Raw genomic sequence first — 16873 nt, forward strand, 5'->3', positions numbered from 1 at the left:
TTTAATAAAAATTTTCAACAAACTAATTTTGCTGATATCCATTAATTTTGGATCATGCTGTTAACCTTACTTAGCTGAAAATACCTTGAGAATGTCTGAAAAAATAATCATTGGCGTAATCGATTGTAGTAAATTTTCTTTATACCGGGACTGGGTTCTGTCTTATGATAATCGGGTGGAAGTGATTCAACTCGGCCATAAACTGAATAATTTTGAAGAAATATACAAGTGCCAGGGGATTGTGCTAACTGGAGGAGAGGATGTTCACCCGAAGTTTTATAATCACCCTGAGTATTATCCTTACTGTCACGCTGATGATGTTGACGAGCTTCGCGACGAATTTGAATTTAAAGTTTTAGCCTGCACAGAAGAAAATCATATCCCCGTTTTAGGGATTTGCAGGGGAATCCAGGTTGGAAATGTATTTTTTGGAGGCACCTTAATCCCTGATATTGCAACCTGGGGTAAATTTGACCATTCGAAAATGCCGGATAAAAGCGACCGGTATCATGAAATTTTAATCAATCCATCCTCATGGCTTAAGCAAATTGTACATACCGACCGCGGTTTAGTAAACAGCAATCACCATCAAAGTGCAGATCGTGTAGGCAAAGGCTTAGTAGTCAGCGCAATCTCTGCAGATGGAATCGCAGAAGCCATTGAGCGTTTGGAACCGGCCGGAAAATCGTTTTTACTTTTTGTACAATGGCATCCTGAACGTTTGAACGATCAGCAAAGCCCTTTCAGCAAAAACCTGCACGAGGCATTTATAAATGCTATAATTAATCATGAATAGGAGTAAAACAAAGCTGGAGGCACTAAATCGACTTAGCAATGCCAGAACCTAAAGATTAGTGATGGTAAGCGCAACAAGTTCTAAATTTTTAATAAATTGCAGATTATACTTTTAAGTTAATCTATAGTACCATATTTAATGAAGAAACTATTCATTTTGCTATCCTGCTGTATTTTTACAGCCGGCGCATATGCACAAACCCTGGTAAATGAAACTGAAATAGGTGATGCAGAAACGGCCATTTCTCAGGCGCAAATTGCTATTATTCCTGAACCGGTTTCATTGATGAAAAAAGCCGGAACTTTCACTTTGCCTGCTAATATCAGTATCCAGGCTGCTAAAGGTGAAGGTTTAACGCAGAGTATTAATTTCTTATCAGAGCGAATTACTACTGCAACCGGAAAATTTGTGAGTACCGTTTCAAATGCCAATCACCCTACCATTAAGTTGATTCTCAATACCCAAAATGACCCACAACTGGGTTTGGAAGGATATAAACTAAATGTAAACACTACTCAAATTGTTATTACTGCAAATAAACCAGCTGGTATTTTTTGGGGTGTCCAGTCTTTAATCCAGTTATTTCCCCCGGCAATTGAAAGTAAAGAATTAGTAGAAAACGTTAAATGGAAATTACCTTGTGTTGATGTAATTGATTACCCTAAATTAGGTTGGAGAGGGCTAATGTTCGATGTTGCCCGTCACTTTTTCACCAAAGAAGAGGTAAAGCAATTTATCGATAACATGGTGCGCTATAAGTTTAACTTATTGCATTTCCACTTAACTGATGATGAAGGCTGGAGAATAGAAATTAAGGGCTTGCCTAAGTTAACCGAAGTTGGTGCCTGGAGCGTTAAAAAAACCGGAACATTCGGCGATTTTATTCCGCCTACGGCTGATGAGCCACGTACCTACGGCGGTTTTTATACGCAGGAAGATATTAAAGAACTGGTACAATATGCGCAGGATCGTTTTGTAAACATCATGCCTGAGATTGATGTTCCCGGACATAGTTTAGCGGCAATTGCGGCTTACCCGGAATTATCCTGTACGCCAGATGCAGTGAATTACAAAGTGCGTTCCGGTGAGAAAATTATGGACTGGAGCCGCGGGGCACCGCCGCTTGCGTTGGTAGATAATACCCTTTGCCCGGCCAATGAAAAGGTTTATGTATTTCTGGATTCTGTAATTACACAAGTTGCGAAGCTTTTCCCTTTCGAATACATTCACATGGGTGGAGATGAAGCTCCGCACAACTTCTGGGAAAAGAATGATCAGGTGAAAGCACTGATGCAGCGCGAAGGATTAAAAACCATCCCGCAGGTGCAAGCTTATTTTGAAAAACGTATAGAACAAATTGTAGTCTCTAAAGGCAAAAAATTTATGGCATGGGACGAGATCCTCGAAGGTGGTGCATCACCTACGGCATCGGTAATGAGCTGGAGGGGTTTAAAATATGGCATTCAGGCTTCGAAAGATAAACATAACGTAGTGATGAGTCCCACTGAATTTGCCTATCTGGATTACATGCAGGCCGATCTAATCACCGAGCCAAAAGTATATGCCTCTTTACGTTTAAATAAAACCTATCAATTCAACCCGCTTCCTGCAGGTGCAGATCCGAAATTCATTATAGGCGCACAGGCAAATCTCTGGACTGAACAAATTTTTAATTTCCGCCAGGTGCAATATATGGTTTGGCCGCGTGCATTCGCCATTTCCGAATCGATTTGGAGCCCTTTGGAGAAGAAAAACTGGACCAGCTTTATTGATCGTACGGAAGCGCATTTCAAAAGACTGGATTTTGCTGAAGTTAAATATTCACCAGCCATTTATGATCCGATTTTTACGGTAAAACGCAGCGCAGATAAACAACTGATGATTGAACTAACGCCGGAAATTGATGGTTTGGATATTTATTACAGTTTTGATAACTCAATGCCAGATCGTTTTTATCCTAAATATGCCTCGGCGCTTACACCGCCGAAAGATGCAAACATGCTTCGCGTGATTACCTATAGAGGCAAACAGGCAGTTGGAAGACTAATTAGCATATCAATTGCTGAATTACAAAAAAGAGCAAGATAATGGGGAAAGAAATTGAAAGAAAGTTCCTCTTAAACCGTGAAAAATGGGAACAATTAGATAAACCTGCCGGAAAACACTTAAGGCAGGGCTATATTTCCAATGATCCGAATAAAACAATCCGCGTTCGAATAGCAGAAACGCAAGCCTGGTTAACAATTAAAGGCATCACTATCGGTGCATCACGATTGGAATATGAATATGAAATCCCGCTGGAAGAGGCAGCAGAATTGCTGGATAATTTTTGTGAATCGGAGCTGGAAAAGATTAGATACGAAATTGAATACCAGGGAAAAACCTGGGAAGTAGATGTGTTTTCCGGTGACAACGAAGGCTTGATTGTAGCAGAAATTGAACTTTTATCGGAAGAAGAGCAGTTTGAACGCCCGGTTTGGGTAAATGCAGAAGTTACCACTGATAAGCGCTACTACAACGCCAACTTAATCACGTATCCTTTTAAAGCCTGGGCAGATTAATCAGGCCCTTATATTTAAATATTAAAGTAAAGCATAAGCTAAACGAAAAAGGCTTAGAAATTAAATTCTAAGCCTTTTTTATGCGGGTTAAAACATGAAGCTACCGTTGAAGTAGCCCATGATCAACATTATTTAATTGATTTTAAGGAAATATCAAATACAAGTGGGGTAAAAGGATTGATCGGACCACCTCCGTTTTCTCCATAACCCAATTTAGAAGGAACGATAATTTTAATTTTACCACCCACACCAATTAACTGTACCCCTTCGATAAATCCAGGTGCCAGTTGACCCAAAACCAACGGACGGGCAGCATACTGTGCCATTGGTGAGTAGATCCCTGCATCTTTAGCAATCTTAGCATCTGAAGTATCAAAAACATTGATTTTACCGTCGGCTTTTTTATTCGTAAACTGACCGGTATAGTCAACCATAATGGTATCTGTTAAGGTAGCGCGTTGAGCATTTCCCGGTGCCTCAATTATATACTGTAACCCTGATGCTGTTGTTTGTGTTTTCAGGCTGTTATCGGCAATATATTTTGAAATTTTTGAAGCTTCACTTGCTTTATTTTTAGCGATTAAGGCTTTATATTCTTCTTCGAAAAACGATCTTTTCTTTTTCTCAAAAGTAGAATCTACCTCATTCGTTGCTTTATGTAACACCTTTTCAATTTTGATAGTAAAGGTAGAGAAATTGTCTTTTGCACCTGCTGGTTTAGGCTGACCGGAATATTTGGCCATAGAGTCTAAATTCAATTTAAAAACTGCGCTATCTCCCTCACCCAATAACTTTAACGCTGATGCTAAATCTCCCTTAAACATCGATTTACCAATAGGAAAAAATGCAGGGCGCTCGTTATCATAAGTATTTACTAATGTAGAATCGCCACTTTTAGTTTCAATAATCTGAATACCATTTAGCTTTACAAAATCGCCTTCCTGAATCTTAGGTTTTCCTTCGCTATTGTAAATTTTGTAGGTCATATCGCCTTCACCCTTTTCAAACCTGTTACAGGCAGATAAACCTAATGCTGCTGCCAATAAAATAATAACCCCTTTTTTCATTTCTTATACGCCGTAATTGAACATAAAAAAAGTGTTGCCCGATTGAACAACACTTTTATCTATTTTAAATTTATTTTTTTGCTGCTGCTGCAGGTGCTTTTTTAATATCAGTAATCTCGATATCGAAAACTATTGGATTGTAAGGCATAATACCTACTTGTGGTGCACCTTGCTCGCCATATCCTAATTTAGAAGGAATAATAGCGGTGATTTTTCCACCTTTACCTACTAATTGTAATGCTTCAGTAAAGCCAGGGATTGTTCCGCCTAAAGCCATTTTGGTTGGGCCATATGGTCTGCCAGCCTGGAATTTATTTTCAGCTTTAGCAATTTTCTCATCGCTGGTATCAAATACAGGGTATTTACCTTTAGCATCTTTTTTAGCCAATTTACCAGTGTAGTTTAAAGTAACGGTATCACCTAATTGTGCACGTTCTGCATTTCCAGGAGCAGTAATGATGTACTGTAAACCACTTGCAGAAGTTTGTGTTTTTAGATTGTTATCAGCAACGTAAGCTTTAATTTTACCATCTTCAGCACCTTTCTTTTTCTCAGCACTAGCTTTGAAATCTGCCTGGAAAAATTCACCAGCTCTTTTGTTGAATGTAGAATCAGCTTCGCCAGCATTCTTTTTGAAAACTTTTTCTACTTTGATCGTGAACGTGATGTATTTATCTTTTTTGAATTGTTCTGGTTTTGGCTGTTTGCTATAAAAAGCCATGGTATCCAGGTTAACTTTAAAGGTTGCACTATCGCCTTCCCCAAATAAAGTTAATACATCATTCATATCACCAGCGTACATTTTTTTCTGAACAGGAAAAACTTGTGGATTTTCATTATCGTAAGTACTTCCCAATACCGAATCTTTATCATTTTTCTGAATGAAGTTCATCTTAACGATATCACCTTCTTTGATTTTCTCTTTACCTTCAGAATGGTGAACGGTATACAATAAACCACCAGCACCTTTTTTTTCTTTGTTACACGCTGCTAAACCTAACGTAGCTGCTACAAGAACAATTATTCCTTTTTTCATTTTGTATTTAAACTTTATTTAATTTGGTTATTTGCTTTACGCAATTAATTGGTTTTTATATTCTTCTAAAATGGATTTAAATTCATTTACCACTTCATTTAAAGGCTTCTCTGATGCGCCACCAGCAGCATTTCTATGTCCGCCGCCATTAAAATATTTTTTACAGATTTCGTTGGCAGGAAAATCACCGGTAGACCTTACCGAAAGTTTCACCTTATCAGTACGCTCTATAATCAAAGCGGCCAGCCGGATGCCATTGATAGAAAGTGCATAATTTACCACACCTTCGGTATCGCCTGTGGTACTGTGAAATTGCGCAAGTTCTTCTTTGGTTACGGAGATAATTGCGGTATTGTATTCTCTGATTACTTGCAGCTTGTTAGATAAGCAGTAACCTAAGAAACGTAACCGGTCTTCGCTTGCGTTATCGTAAACCTGCTGATGGATTTTCCAGTGTTCTGCACCTAAATCAATCAGTTCGGCTGCGATTCTGTAAACATCAGAGGTAGCAGACTGAAAACGGAATGATCCGGAATCGGTCATAATTCCAGTATATAAACAAGCAGCAACGTCTTTATTAATCCCCGCTTTATCTTCCAGTTGATTTACAATAAAATCGTAAACCAATTGCGCTGCAGCACATGCATTAATATCCCAGTGGCGGTAATCATCAAAATCTTCAGGTTCTAAATGGTGATCTATCATCACTTTTTTCGCACCTGCAGCTCTTACCAGCTCCCCTAATTCATTGATTCGGCTGAGCGTATTGAAATCCAGACAAAAAATTAAGGCTGCTTCATCAATCAATTTGGCTGCCTTTTCCAACTCTTCCGTAAAAATAATTACATCAGAATTATTAGGCATCCAGTGTAAAAAGGTTGGATAATCGGTTGGTGTAATCACTTTAACATGATGACCTTTTTGTATAAAGTAACCATATAAACCTAATGATGAACCCATCGCATCACCATCCGGTTTATGATGGGTAGTAATAACAATGCGCTGTGGCGTAGCCAGTAAAGATTTTAACTCAGGTAGTGTAAGCATATATTTTTTGCGTTGCAAAGCTAAGGATTTTTAAAATAGGATTAAAGCATTTTAAGTTTAGCCTGGCGACATATTAAACAAAGCATAATAAATGGTCGAAAATCAGCTCAAACTGCTTTATCTAAGTCAGGAACATCAAAACCTCTCCTATTCTTATGTATCAGTTATTGGTTATTCATCAATTAAAACGTAGTTTTGCAGCAAATTGATATTCAAACACAATGAGCACTAACAGAACTTTTACCATGATCAAGCCTGATGCAGTTGCAAACGGCCATATCGGATCAATCTTAAACGACATTACCAATGCGGGTTTCAAAATCATTGCATTAAAATATACTAAGTTAACTGACGAAACTGCTGGTCAGTTTTACGCAGTTCATGCAGAGCGTCCTTTTTACAAAGATTTAGTAAGCTTCATGTCTTCAGGACCAATCGTTGCTGCTATCCTGGAAAAAGATAATGCAATCGAAGATTTCAGAAAATTAATTGGCGCTACTAATCCCGCAGAAGCGGCTGAAGGTACCATCCGTCAGAAATATGCTAAATCTATTGATGCAAACGCAGTACACGGTTCAGATTCTGATGAGAATGCAGAAATTGAAGGTAACTTTTTCTTCAAAGCTGATGAGCGTTTCTAATTGCTGATCAAAAACATTTATTTTTAAAACCTCGATATTTTCGGGGTTTTATTGTTTTATCAATTTTGTATCTTTCGGACCTGAAATATTCGAACCATCCAATCGTTTTAAATCATACACCTTAAATGAAAACAATTCTCCTAGCGGCATGCCTTTCAACAGTTACAATTGCATCATACGCTCAAAAAAAACCTGTTGCTAAAAAGCCGGCTACTAAAAAAACGATAACAACAACGACCACTAGAACCACAACAGTGGTTTCTGGTTTAAGATCACCTTTAGATTCTACCAGTTATGCTTTTGGCACCTCAATTGGTGCGGGCTTGAAATCTACCGGATTGACTACATTAAATTATGAAGTACTTTTAAAAGGTTTAAAAGATTCATTTACTAGCGGAAAAGCACTTTTAACACAATCGCAAGCTCAGGAAACCATTAACGCAGCAATGTCAAAAGCAGCAGCAGTAAAAAACAAAACTGAGGCTGCAGCAAATAAAATTAAATACGGACCAATTATGAAAGAAGGACAAGATTTCTTAGACGAGAACAAAAAACGTGCGGGTGTACAAACTACTGCCAGTGGCCTACAGTATGAAGTTTTAACAGCCGGAACCGGTGTTAAACCAATTGCAACTGATTCTGTACTGGTACATTACAAGGGCACATTATTAAACGGTAAACAATTTGACAGTTCTTACGATCGCGGCGAGCCGATTAGCTTTCCATTAAACCGGGTGATTCCGGGCTGGACAGAAGGCGTACAATTGATGCCGGCAGGATCGAAGTATAAATTCTTTATCCCTTACCAACTGGCTTATGGCGAGCGTGGTGCCGGAGCAGATATTCCACCATATAGCACCTTAATTTTTGAAGTAGAATTGCTTAAAGTTAACGGCAAATAAGCTTTTATTAAAACTTTCTTTATCATTCGATGTTAGCTATTAGAAAATTAGCATCATATGAAAAGAATATTTCCAATAGCACTAATCGCATTTTTATGCACTACCTTAAGCAGTTGTGAACTGGTAGGAGGTATATTTAAAGCTGGCCTTTGGTCTGGCATAATCGTAGTTGTAATTGTAGTTGCACTACTGATCTGGATCCTTTCGAAAATTTTTGGTGGAAGAAGGTAAAACAAAAAAGGGTTAATTTTAATAAATTAACCCTTTTAGTTTCTTATTACCTAGAGAAATATCATTTCATTAATAACGATACTTCCTGCATGTTCGTTTAGTTTCTGGATGATTCCCTGGCGTACCATTACCAGTTCATTTTTGATTACAGAAGATTCTATTCTGATAAAAAGCTTCTTGTCTTTAATATAAATCTGTGTCGTTCTGTTTGCAATGGCTGTACCCATAATTTCGGGCCATATGGACAGAATAGAAGTTTCATCAAATTTTCGGCGCAAACGATACACATCTAGCATTTTGCTGATGGCATCTTTCATTGTTATATCATTCGGTTTACGCATGGCTTATTTGTCCCTCCCTAACTTCAAACAAAGTTACATCAACTTGTATTTTTTCAAAAACTGATTTTACTCTTTCTTTTCCGGTATCCGTGATAAATATTTGTCCGAAATCCCGGTGAGACACCATTTGCATTAATTTTTTCACCCGGTGATCATCCAGTTTATCAAAAATATCATCCAGAAGCAATAGCGGTTTGAAACCTTTGTTCTTTGCCAGATAAGCATATTGGGCTAGTTTCAGCGCAATTAAAAAGGACTTTTGCTGCCCTTGCGAGCCGAACTTCTTCAGCGGCATCTCACTAATTTCGAAAGCCAGCTCATCTTTATGGATCCCCGTTGTAGTACGTTCCAATACCCTGTCTTTTTCTACTGATTTTTTCAACAGCGTTTCGAAAGGAACATCAATCAGCTGAGATTGATAATTTAAAGAAACCATTTCCTTGTTTTCGGTAAGGTACAGATAATATTCGTTGAAGAGCGGGATAAAATCATCCATGAAAGTCTTTCTGGTAGCAAATATTTTATTTCCGGCAGTTACCAGTTGTTCATCCAGAATTTCTAATAAAGTTGGATCGTATTTCCTGGTGATGGCGATCTGCTTTAAAAAAGCATTTCTGTTAAGCAGGATCCGGTTATATGCAATTAATTGATCGAGATAGTGCGAATCCGTTTGAGAAATCACATTATCAATAAATTTGCGCCTTTCCTCACTACCTTCCATAATAAGGTTCACATCGTAAGGCGAAACCATTACCACTGGAAAAAGGCCGATATGATCGGCAAGTTTTTCGTACTCCTTCTTGTTACGCTTAAATTGTTTCTTCTGATTTCGTTTAACGCCACAAGTAATTTTATCATTGCGTTCGTTCCGATCAAAATCACCCTGAATCATGAAAAGATCTGTTCCTGTTTTAATTTGCTGACCATCAATAGGATTAAAATAGCTTTTGCAGAGGCATAAATAATGAATTGCATCGAGCATATTTGTTTTTCCAGAGCCATTATCACCAGTAAAAACATTTACAGTATCAGAAAACCGGAGATCTGCATCACAATAGTTTTTAAAATTTAGAAGCGTAATATTCTTTAACCACATAAATATGGCGCAATTTACCCTTTTTTAACCTCTAAATAACTAATGTTTAATTAAATACTTCAAAATAAAGATTGATACTTTGATTGAAAAATGTATTTTTGCAATCTTAAATTTTTTAAACAAACATGTCTACAATAGATAACCAAACTACTCAACCTATCAAAAAAGGTTCATTTTTACAGGAAAATAACAAGAGCCTGCTATTTATCGCTGGCGCTGTTGTTTTATTAATTGGTGTATATTTTTGGTATCAAAATGTGTACTTAAAAGGCCGTGCTGAAGAGGCTGCAAGCAAAATGTTTAAGTCTGAATCCTATGTAGGCATCGATTCATTATCGAACAAAGCAGTAAAAGGTGAAGGTGGCTATCCTGGTTTAGCGCAAATTGCGGAAGAATACGACAATACAAAATCTGCTAATCTTGCCAATCTTTATTTAGGTGGGATTTATTTACGTAAAGGTGAATATAAACAAGCAATTGATGCATTGGGAAAATATAGTGCTACAGGGAGTCCGGTTGCAGATCCTTTGGCTTTAGGCTTATTAGGAGATGCTTACAGCGAATTAAAAGATTACAAACAAGCGGCTACTTATTACAAAAAAGCATCAGATAAGGCAAGTAAATTTACTTCTCCTATGTTCCTTAAGAAATTAGGATTGGTCAATGAAAATCTTAAAGATTTTGGTGGTGCTGTTGATGCTTATACTAAAATTAAAACGCAATACCCAGAAAGTGCTGAAGCACAAATGGTAGATGCTTACCTTGCCAGAGCACAGGCACAAGTGAAATAGTATAGAAATTAGAATATTATAAAATATGGAAGACCATCGAAAGATGGTCTTTTTTTATGCTTGGATTTTTCAATTGCCTCCGGGAATTAAAACGGCAAAGGCTACTGAACATGTACAGAACGTATAGTGCCAGATTTATTTATTAAAGGCAGTCATGGTATGTGCCGGACCGATGGTTACATAACTCTTAATTAATTCTACGCTCTTATCGACTAACGCTGGCAGTTCCAGTTGTTCATCCTTATCGAATTTCCCTAAAACGAAATCTATTTGCCTCCCCTTCGGATAATCGCTACCAATACCAAACCTTAACCTGGCATAGTTCTGACCACCACATACTTCTTCTATACTTTTTAAGCCGTTATGGCCAGCGCTTGATCCCTGGAGTTTCAAACGCAGTTTACCTAATGGAAGTGCCAAATCATCAACTACAACCAATACGTTTTCAGGAGCAATCTTCAATTCTTTCATCCAATAGTTTACTGCCTTACCACTCAGGTTCATAAAAGTGGTTGGTTTAATGACATGAAGTTTTTTTCCTTTAAAACCTACTTCTGCATAATAAGCCAGACGGATATTATCGAAACTTCCGTCTAAGCCTTTTACCAGTTCATCAGCAATATCAAATCCAATATTATGCCTGGTATGTGCATATTCCGGACCGATATTACCCAAGCCCACTATAAGATATTTCATAGCCGCAAAGGTAAAAGCTTAGAGCGGAAAGACCAAGGGAAAAGAAGAAAGAACAAGGCACGAAAAGAGAAAAGAAAAAGGAGCAAGGAACAAAGACTAAAGACCCAAAGCGTAAAAACGGCAGACGAGAAAAGAAAAAGAACAACCAGGAAGATCAGATTAAGCAATCCTATCGCCTAAAAACTATCGATATGAATCTGCCATTCAATTCATTGCAGTCTGGCTTCAACCGGCTGCCTCTTTAAAATAATACATCGTCTCCATTGCAAAAAAGCTAGATTAAGAAATCCTATTATAGAGCCTCATCTATGTAGATTGTGCCATTCAATTCATTACAGTCTGGCTTCAGCTAACTGCCTCTTTAAAATAATACTCGTGTCCATTGCAAAAAAGCTAGATTAAGAAATCCTATTATAGAGCCTCATCTATGTAGATTGTGCCATTAAATTCATTGCAGTCTGGCTTCAGCTGACTGCCTCTTAGCAATAGCACCTTGTTATTTTGGAAGGAAAGATTTTTCAAAGAAAATAAATTCATAAACTTTAAAAAGGCAACAAAAAAACGGCCCGAATAAATCCGGGCCGTTCCTTATAATCAAGTAGTGCTGACTATTTTTTACCTTTAGCAGCTTCAGTTTCTGCTTGTTTCAATGCTCTACTCATTCCTACTGATACGATTGTATCTTCTGGAGTATTCGTAATTACATATCCATCACCTTCAATATCACGAACGCGAACCAAAGTGCCAACTTCTAATTTAGCAATGCTCACTTCAACGCTTTGCGGCATTTTATTAGGCAATGCTTTAACACGAAGTTTACGTAATTTCTGAACCATCTTACCCCCCATTTTAACACCTGGAGAAGTTCCTGTTAAGTTAACCGGGATTTCCATAACGATTTCTTTTTCGTCAAATAACTGAAGAAAATCGATGTGCATCAATACGTCAGTAAGTGGGTGAAACTGCATGTCTTTTACGATAGCTTTTGTTTTAGTACCGTTAACATCAATTTCAACAAAGTTTACTTCCGGAGTATAGATTACGTCTCTTAGATCAGCAATAACTACAGCAAAGTGTTGTTGCTCTTTTCCACCATACAATACCGCCGGAACCTTACCTTCGTAACGAAGTTCCTTGGCATCGCGTTTCCCTACGTTCTCTCTTGGAGAACCGCTAATTGCGATTGTTTTCATTTTATTTATATTTATTTATTAATAGCAGGTATTCAGTATTGTATTTGATATCAAAGCCTTAAGCCCTCAATCCTATACCTTCTACCTAATTTTACACATTAAACAAGTCGCTAATTGAACCATGCTCGTTTACATTGGCAATTGCCCTTGCAAATAAACTGGCTGTACTCAGCACTCTGATTTTTTCACTTTCCATTCTTAAAGGAATGGTGTCTGTAACGATTAACTCTGTTAATACAGAATTTTCTACTGTTTCTATAGCTTTGCCAGATAATACAGCATGTGTACAAACTGCTCTCACACTCGCCGCACCATTCTCCATAATTAAAGCCGCAGCTTTAGATAAAGTCCCGGCAGTGTCGCAGATATCATCAATTAATACTACATCTTGTCCGGTTACATCACCAATAATCGACATTGATTCGATTTCATTGGCACGTTTACGGCGTTTATCACAGATAATTACTTCAGCATTAAAAAACTTTGCAAAAGTACGTGCCCGGTAGGAGCCTCCCATATCTGGCGATGCAATAGTAAGGTTTGGAAGCTTTAAGCTTTTAATATAAGGTACAAAAATAACCGATCCATCTAAGTGATCTACCGGTATATCAAAAAAACCCTGAATCTGAGCAGCATGCAAATCCATGGTCATGATGCGGTGAATACCCGCAGATTTTAACAAATTCGCTACCAGTTTAGCACCAATTGCTACACGAGGTTTATCTTTTCTATCCTGCCGGGCCAAACCATAATAAGGAACAACTGCTGTAATATAATGTGCAGATGCTCTTTTAGCGGCATCAACCATTAGCAAAAGCTCCATTAAGTTATCGCTGGGTTGACAAGTAGATTGGATTAAAAAAACATCGCAGCCACGGATAGATTCATCGAAAGAAGGTTGAAATTCTCCATCGCTAAATTTATGGATAGTAACATCACCAAGGGGCTTGCCATAACTTTCAGCAATTTTTAGTGATAATCCTCTAGAACCTGTTCCGGAAAATAACTTTACCGGGTTAAACTGCAATGGCATGATCCGTGTGTAGTTTACGGGTTAAAAAAAATCGGATCATGTTATTTAAAAACACGATCCGATGATAAATTTGTTGTCCGACCTGGATTCGAACCAAGACAAACAGTACCAAAAACTGTCGTACTACCCTTATACTATCGGACAAACTTTTTCGAGGTTATACCCCCGAAAGGGAATGCAAATGTAGGAAGCTTATTTTAATTATGCAAGAGCGATTTTAAAATATTTTTAATTTCTTTCCTGCTCTTCCGTTTTGCATTGCAAAGATAAAAAAATCATGATAGGGTATGCAACATTTTATTTTTTTCTACGACATTTTTAAGCAAGAACCACTTAAATCATTTATTATCAAAGACTAAATTTTCACTATGAACTACCCAAAGATTAACACTATTGGCGGTTGGATATGTTTTATCATTGCTGCAACCACTTATATCCTAACATTAGATCAATCTGTAAGCTTCTGGGATTGCGGCGAATTTATCGCTTCGGCGTACAAAATGGAGGTTGTTCACCAACCGGGCGCCCCAATGGTTTCGATGATTCAGCGGTTATTTGCTGCATTTGCCTTTGGAGATAAAACTAAAGTTGCTTATTTCATTAATCTTTCTTCTGCACTGGCAAGCGCCGGAACCATTATGTTTTTATTCTGGACCATCACTGCTTTGGCGAAAAAGACAATTAATAAAAAGAATGAAACGCTCAGCAATCAAAATATCATTACCGTTATTGGTGCTGGTATAGTGGGTGCACTGGCCTATGCCTTTTCTGATAGTTTTTGGTTTTCTGCAGTAGAAGCAGAAGTTTATGCGCTTTCATCGCTTTGCACCGCTGTGGTATTTTGGGGAATTTTGAAATGGGAATCTCAGGCTGAAGAACCAACAGCAGATCGCTGGCTTCTTTTTGTAGCTTATATTATGGGGATTTCTATTGGTATCCACATCCTAAACCTGCTGGCCATTCCAGCAATCATTTTTGTTTACTATTTTAAAAAAGTAGCATCGCCAAACTGGACAGGCATCCTGAAAGCCTTTCTCCTTTCCATCTTCGGATTAGCAATTGTGCAATTTGGGGTAATCCAATACCTCATCGCTATTGCTGCGAATTTTGATTATTTCTTTGTGAATAAGCTGGGCTTTGGTTTTGGAACCGGCATCATATGCTTCGCAGTTTTAGTTATCGGCGGCTTAATTTACGGCATCAGGTATTCTATCCTTCAAAACAAAAGAGTACTAAACCTGATCATGCTTTTTACGGTGTTGCTTGTTTTCGGATATAGTTCCTTTGCGTTATTGATTATCAGGGCACAGGCAAAGCCAAACCTGAACAATTATAACGTAGATAATGTATATTCTTTTTCAAGATATGTGGGCAGAGACCAATATGGCGACCGGCCTTTATTTTTTGGAGAGAACTACAACTCGCAAAAAACAGATATTAAAGAAACTGGAGAAATTCTGCGCAAAGGCGAACACCGGTACGAACCGGCAGGTAAAAAATCGGCTTACGTATTCGCGGATAAAACGCCCTTGCCAAGAATGTACAGTGATAAACCTGAGCACATCAGGTTTTACAAAAACTATATGGGTTTTAACGACGAACATCAACCATCGCTCACTGATAACTTAAAGTATCTGTTTTCGTTTCAAGCCGGGCAAATGTATGTGCGCTATTTTATGTGGAATTTTGTGGGCAGACAAGATAATGAAGACGGGCAACACGGCGGAACTGACGGCGCATGGCTAAGTGGTATAAAACCTATTGATGCCATTCGCTTAGGTGATCAAAAAAATCTCCCTCCATCTATTGTAGAAAACAAATCCTATAATCGTTTCTTCTTTCTGCCGCTCATTATCGGATTAATTGGAGCAGTCTGGCACTTCAAAAGAAACCAAAAAGATGCTGGCATTATTGGTTTGTTATTTATTTTTACTGGCATCGCGATAGTGATTTACTTAAATTCTGTTCCGGTTGAGCCGCGGGAAAGGGATTATGCTTATGTAGGTTCTTTCTATGCTTTTGCCATTTGGATTGGCTTAGGTGTTTTTGGGCTGAAGGAATGGATTTTCGAAAAATTCACGCCCAAACGCGCCGGTATTTTCGCATCGGCCCTGGCATTATTTGCCGCGCCGGTAATTATGGCTAATCAAGGTTGGGACGACCATAATCGCTCTGATAGTTCTGTAGCGAAAGACATGTCTGTGAATTACCTTAAATCTTGTGCGCCAAACGCGATCTTGTTTACTTATGGCGATAACGATACTTATCCGCTTTGGTATGTTCAGGAAGTGGAAAATGTGCGTCCGGATGTGAGAATTGTGAACCTGAGTTTGTTTACTGCAGACTGGTACATTGACGGAATGCGGAGAAAGCAAAATCAATCGGCGCCGCTTCCTATTACCATGAAACAGGCCCAATATGTAGAAGGCACGAGGGATATCATGTATTTTCAGGACTATAAAGTTGCACAGCATGTGGAACTGCAGCAAATTTTAGATATCCTTTTATCCGATAACGATGATGATAAGGTTACGATGAGCGACGGCTCGAAGTATAATGTTTTACCTACGAAGAATCTGAAACTGACCGTAAATCCTCAGCAAGTGCTGGATACCGGAACTGTACCAAAGGAAGACGCCGGAAAAATTGCCGATAGTATTCAATGGACATTCAACCAGGGATATGTAACCAAAGGAACACTGGCTTTATTCGACATCCTGGTGCATAACCATTGGGAACGCCCGATCTATTTTACCGGAGCAATGCCAACGGAACAATATCTTGGACTGGATAAATATCTGTATACAGAAGGGGTAAGCAGGAGATTACTTCCACTCAAACCAGCCCCGGCGCCGGATGAATCGGAACCTATAAATGTAAAACCGATGTATAACAACCTGGTGAACACTTATGGTTTCGGCAATATTAAACATGCAAATCATCTAGGCCGGCAATCGGCTGATGATGTAGCCATGTTTTCGAATATGTTTGCCGGTTTATTAAGTGGATTGGTAAATGAAGGCGACATTACCAAAAGCAAAAAAGTGGCTGATAAGTATTTTGATGTAATTCCTGATCAGTTTTACACCTCCAGGCAAGCAATGAGTTCTTTTTATTTTACTGAAGGTTTATACCGGATCAACGATTTAAAGCGTGCAAACGAATTGATTAATAAATCAGCAGACTATTTTGATAAAGAACTGATTCATTTAGCTGATATATCTGAAAGTAAGGGGTATCTGGCATCTGAGCAGAATGTGAGGGTGTATATGAGTGTGATGAGCCAAATGATCAAACTGACTGATACCTTTAAACAGCGGGAACTAAGCAAAAAAATTGAAGCCAAATATATTACGCTGTTAAATCGATTTTCGCCCTTTGTGGCCGGATAGCAAATAAACTTTTAAATTTCAACCTATAAACAGCTACAATTTCTGTTTAT

General features: G+C 38.3%; 16 protein-coding genes. 8 read left to right on the forward strand and 8 right to left on the reverse strand.

The window, feature by feature from the left end:
• Positions 1-91 precede the first annotated feature (91 nt).
• The 3 genes from GJU39_RS02660 (at position 92) to GJU39_RS02670 (ending at position 3357) form a co-directional block, all read left to right on the forward strand.
• Positions 92-796 (forward strand): gamma-glutamyl-gamma-aminobutyrate hydrolase family protein, encoded by a 705-nt coding sequence (locus GJU39_RS02660; RefSeq protein WP_154279144.1) that lies wholly within the window; start codon positions 92-94, stop codon positions 794-796.
• A 138-nt stretch (positions 797-934) separates the two neighbouring features.
• Positions 935-2884, forward strand: coding sequence for a beta-N-acetylhexosaminidase (locus GJU39_RS02665; RefSeq protein WP_154279145.1), 1950 nt, complete (start codon positions 935-937; stop codon positions 2882-2884).
• Positions 2884-3357, forward strand: coding sequence for a CYTH domain-containing protein (locus GJU39_RS02670; protein WP_154279146.1), 474 nt, complete (start codon positions 2884-2886; stop codon positions 3355-3357). The genes GJU39_RS02665 and GJU39_RS02670 overlap by 1 nt, the downstream gene beginning before the upstream one ends.
• 128 nt (positions 3358-3485) lie before the next feature.
• Here the strand turns inward: GJU39_RS02670 and GJU39_RS02675 are convergent, their stop codons facing one another.
• The 3 genes from GJU39_RS02675 to GJU39_RS02685 form a co-directional block, all read right to left on the reverse strand.
• Positions 3486-4424 (reverse strand): FKBP-type peptidyl-prolyl cis-trans isomerase, encoded by a 939-nt coding sequence (locus GJU39_RS02675; RefSeq protein ID WP_154279147.1) that lies wholly within the window; start codon positions 4422-4424, stop codon positions 3486-3488.
• Between the two features lie 70 nt (positions 4425-4494).
• On the reverse strand, positions 4495-5460 hold the full coding sequence (locus GJU39_RS02680; protein WP_154279148.1) for an FKBP-type peptidyl-prolyl cis-trans isomerase: 966 nt from the start codon (positions 5458-5460) through the stop codon (positions 4495-4497).
• Between the two features lie 36 nt (positions 5461-5496).
• Positions 5497-6507, reverse strand: coding sequence for a DHH family phosphoesterase (locus tag GJU39_RS02685; protein ID WP_154279149.1), 1011 nt, complete (start codon positions 6505-6507; stop codon positions 5497-5499).
• 221 nt (positions 6508-6728) lie between these two features.
• Here GJU39_RS02685 and GJU39_RS02690 point away from each other — a divergent pair, with 221 nt between their 5' ends.
• From GJU39_RS02690 to GJU39_RS23390, 3 genes are all read left to right on the forward strand, one after another.
• Entirely contained in the window at positions 6729-7148 is a 420-nt protein-coding gene (locus GJU39_RS02690; protein ID WP_056088170.1) for a nucleoside-diphosphate kinase, read from the forward strand.
• Between the two features lie 125 nt (positions 7149-7273).
• Positions 7274-8050, forward strand: a complete 777-nt coding sequence (locus GJU39_RS02695; RefSeq protein WP_154279150.1) for an FKBP-type peptidyl-prolyl cis-trans isomerase — start codon at positions 7274-7276, stop codon at positions 8048-8050.
• 57 nt (positions 8051-8107) lie between these two features.
• On the forward strand, positions 8108-8281 hold the full coding sequence (locus tag GJU39_RS23390; protein WP_167515633.1) for a hypothetical protein: 174 nt from the start codon (positions 8108-8110) through the stop codon (positions 8279-8281).
• Between the two features lie 50 nt (positions 8282-8331).
• Here GJU39_RS23390 and GJU39_RS02700 read toward each other — a convergent pair whose 3' ends face one another.
• Both GJU39_RS02700 and recF read right to left on the reverse strand, forming a co-directional pair.
• Entirely contained in the window at positions 8332-8622 is a 291-nt protein-coding gene (locus GJU39_RS02700) for a DUF721 domain-containing protein (RefSeq protein ID WP_154279151.1), read from the reverse strand.
• Positions 8615-9718 carry a DNA replication/repair protein RecF gene (gene recF, locus GJU39_RS02705; protein ID WP_154279152.1) on the reverse strand — a complete coding sequence of 368 codons (1104 nt, stop codon included), beginning with the start codon at positions 9716-9718 and terminating at the stop codon, positions 8615-8617. Before recF ends, GJU39_RS02700 begins: the two co-directional genes overlap by 8 nt.
• 125 nt (positions 9719-9843) lie before the next feature.
• On the opposite strand from recF, the gene GJU39_RS02710 reads away from it, so the two are divergent.
• Positions 9844-10509, forward strand: a complete 666-nt coding sequence (locus GJU39_RS02710; protein WP_154279153.1) for a tetratricopeptide repeat protein — start codon at positions 9844-9846, stop codon at positions 10507-10509.
• A gap of 135 nt (positions 10510-10644) precedes the next feature.
• Here the strand turns inward: GJU39_RS02710 and pth are convergent, their stop codons facing one another.
• From pth to GJU39_RS02725, 3 genes are all read right to left on the reverse strand, one after another.
• On the reverse strand, positions 10645-11205 hold the full coding sequence (gene pth / locus GJU39_RS02715; RefSeq protein ID WP_154279154.1) for an aminoacyl-tRNA hydrolase: 561 nt from the start codon (positions 11203-11205) through the stop codon (positions 10645-10647).
• Positions 11206-11813: 608 nt separating this feature from the next.
• Entirely contained in the window at positions 11814-12398 is a 585-nt protein-coding gene (locus GJU39_RS02720; RefSeq protein ID WP_154279155.1) for a 50S ribosomal protein L25/general stress protein Ctc, read from the reverse strand.
• A gap of 91 nt (positions 12399-12489) precedes the next feature.
• Positions 12490-13431, reverse strand: a complete 942-nt coding sequence (locus tag GJU39_RS02725) for a ribose-phosphate pyrophosphokinase (protein WP_154279156.1) — start codon at positions 13429-13431, stop codon at positions 12490-12492.
• 368 nt (positions 13432-13799) lie between these two features.
• On the opposite strand from GJU39_RS02725, the gene GJU39_RS02735 reads away from it, so the two are divergent.
• Positions 13800-16823 carry a glycosyltransferase family 117 protein gene (locus GJU39_RS02735; protein ID WP_154279157.1) on the forward strand — a complete coding sequence of 1008 codons (3024 nt, stop codon included), beginning with the start codon at positions 13800-13802 and terminating at the stop codon, positions 16821-16823.
• The last annotated feature ends 50 nt before the right edge of the window (positions 16824-16873 follow it).

It is taken from the genome of Pedobacter petrophilus (assembly GCF_009674725.1).
GTDB classification, from domain to species: domain Bacteria; phylum Bacteroidota; class Bacteroidia; order Sphingobacteriales; family Sphingobacteriaceae; genus Pedobacter; species Pedobacter petrophilus.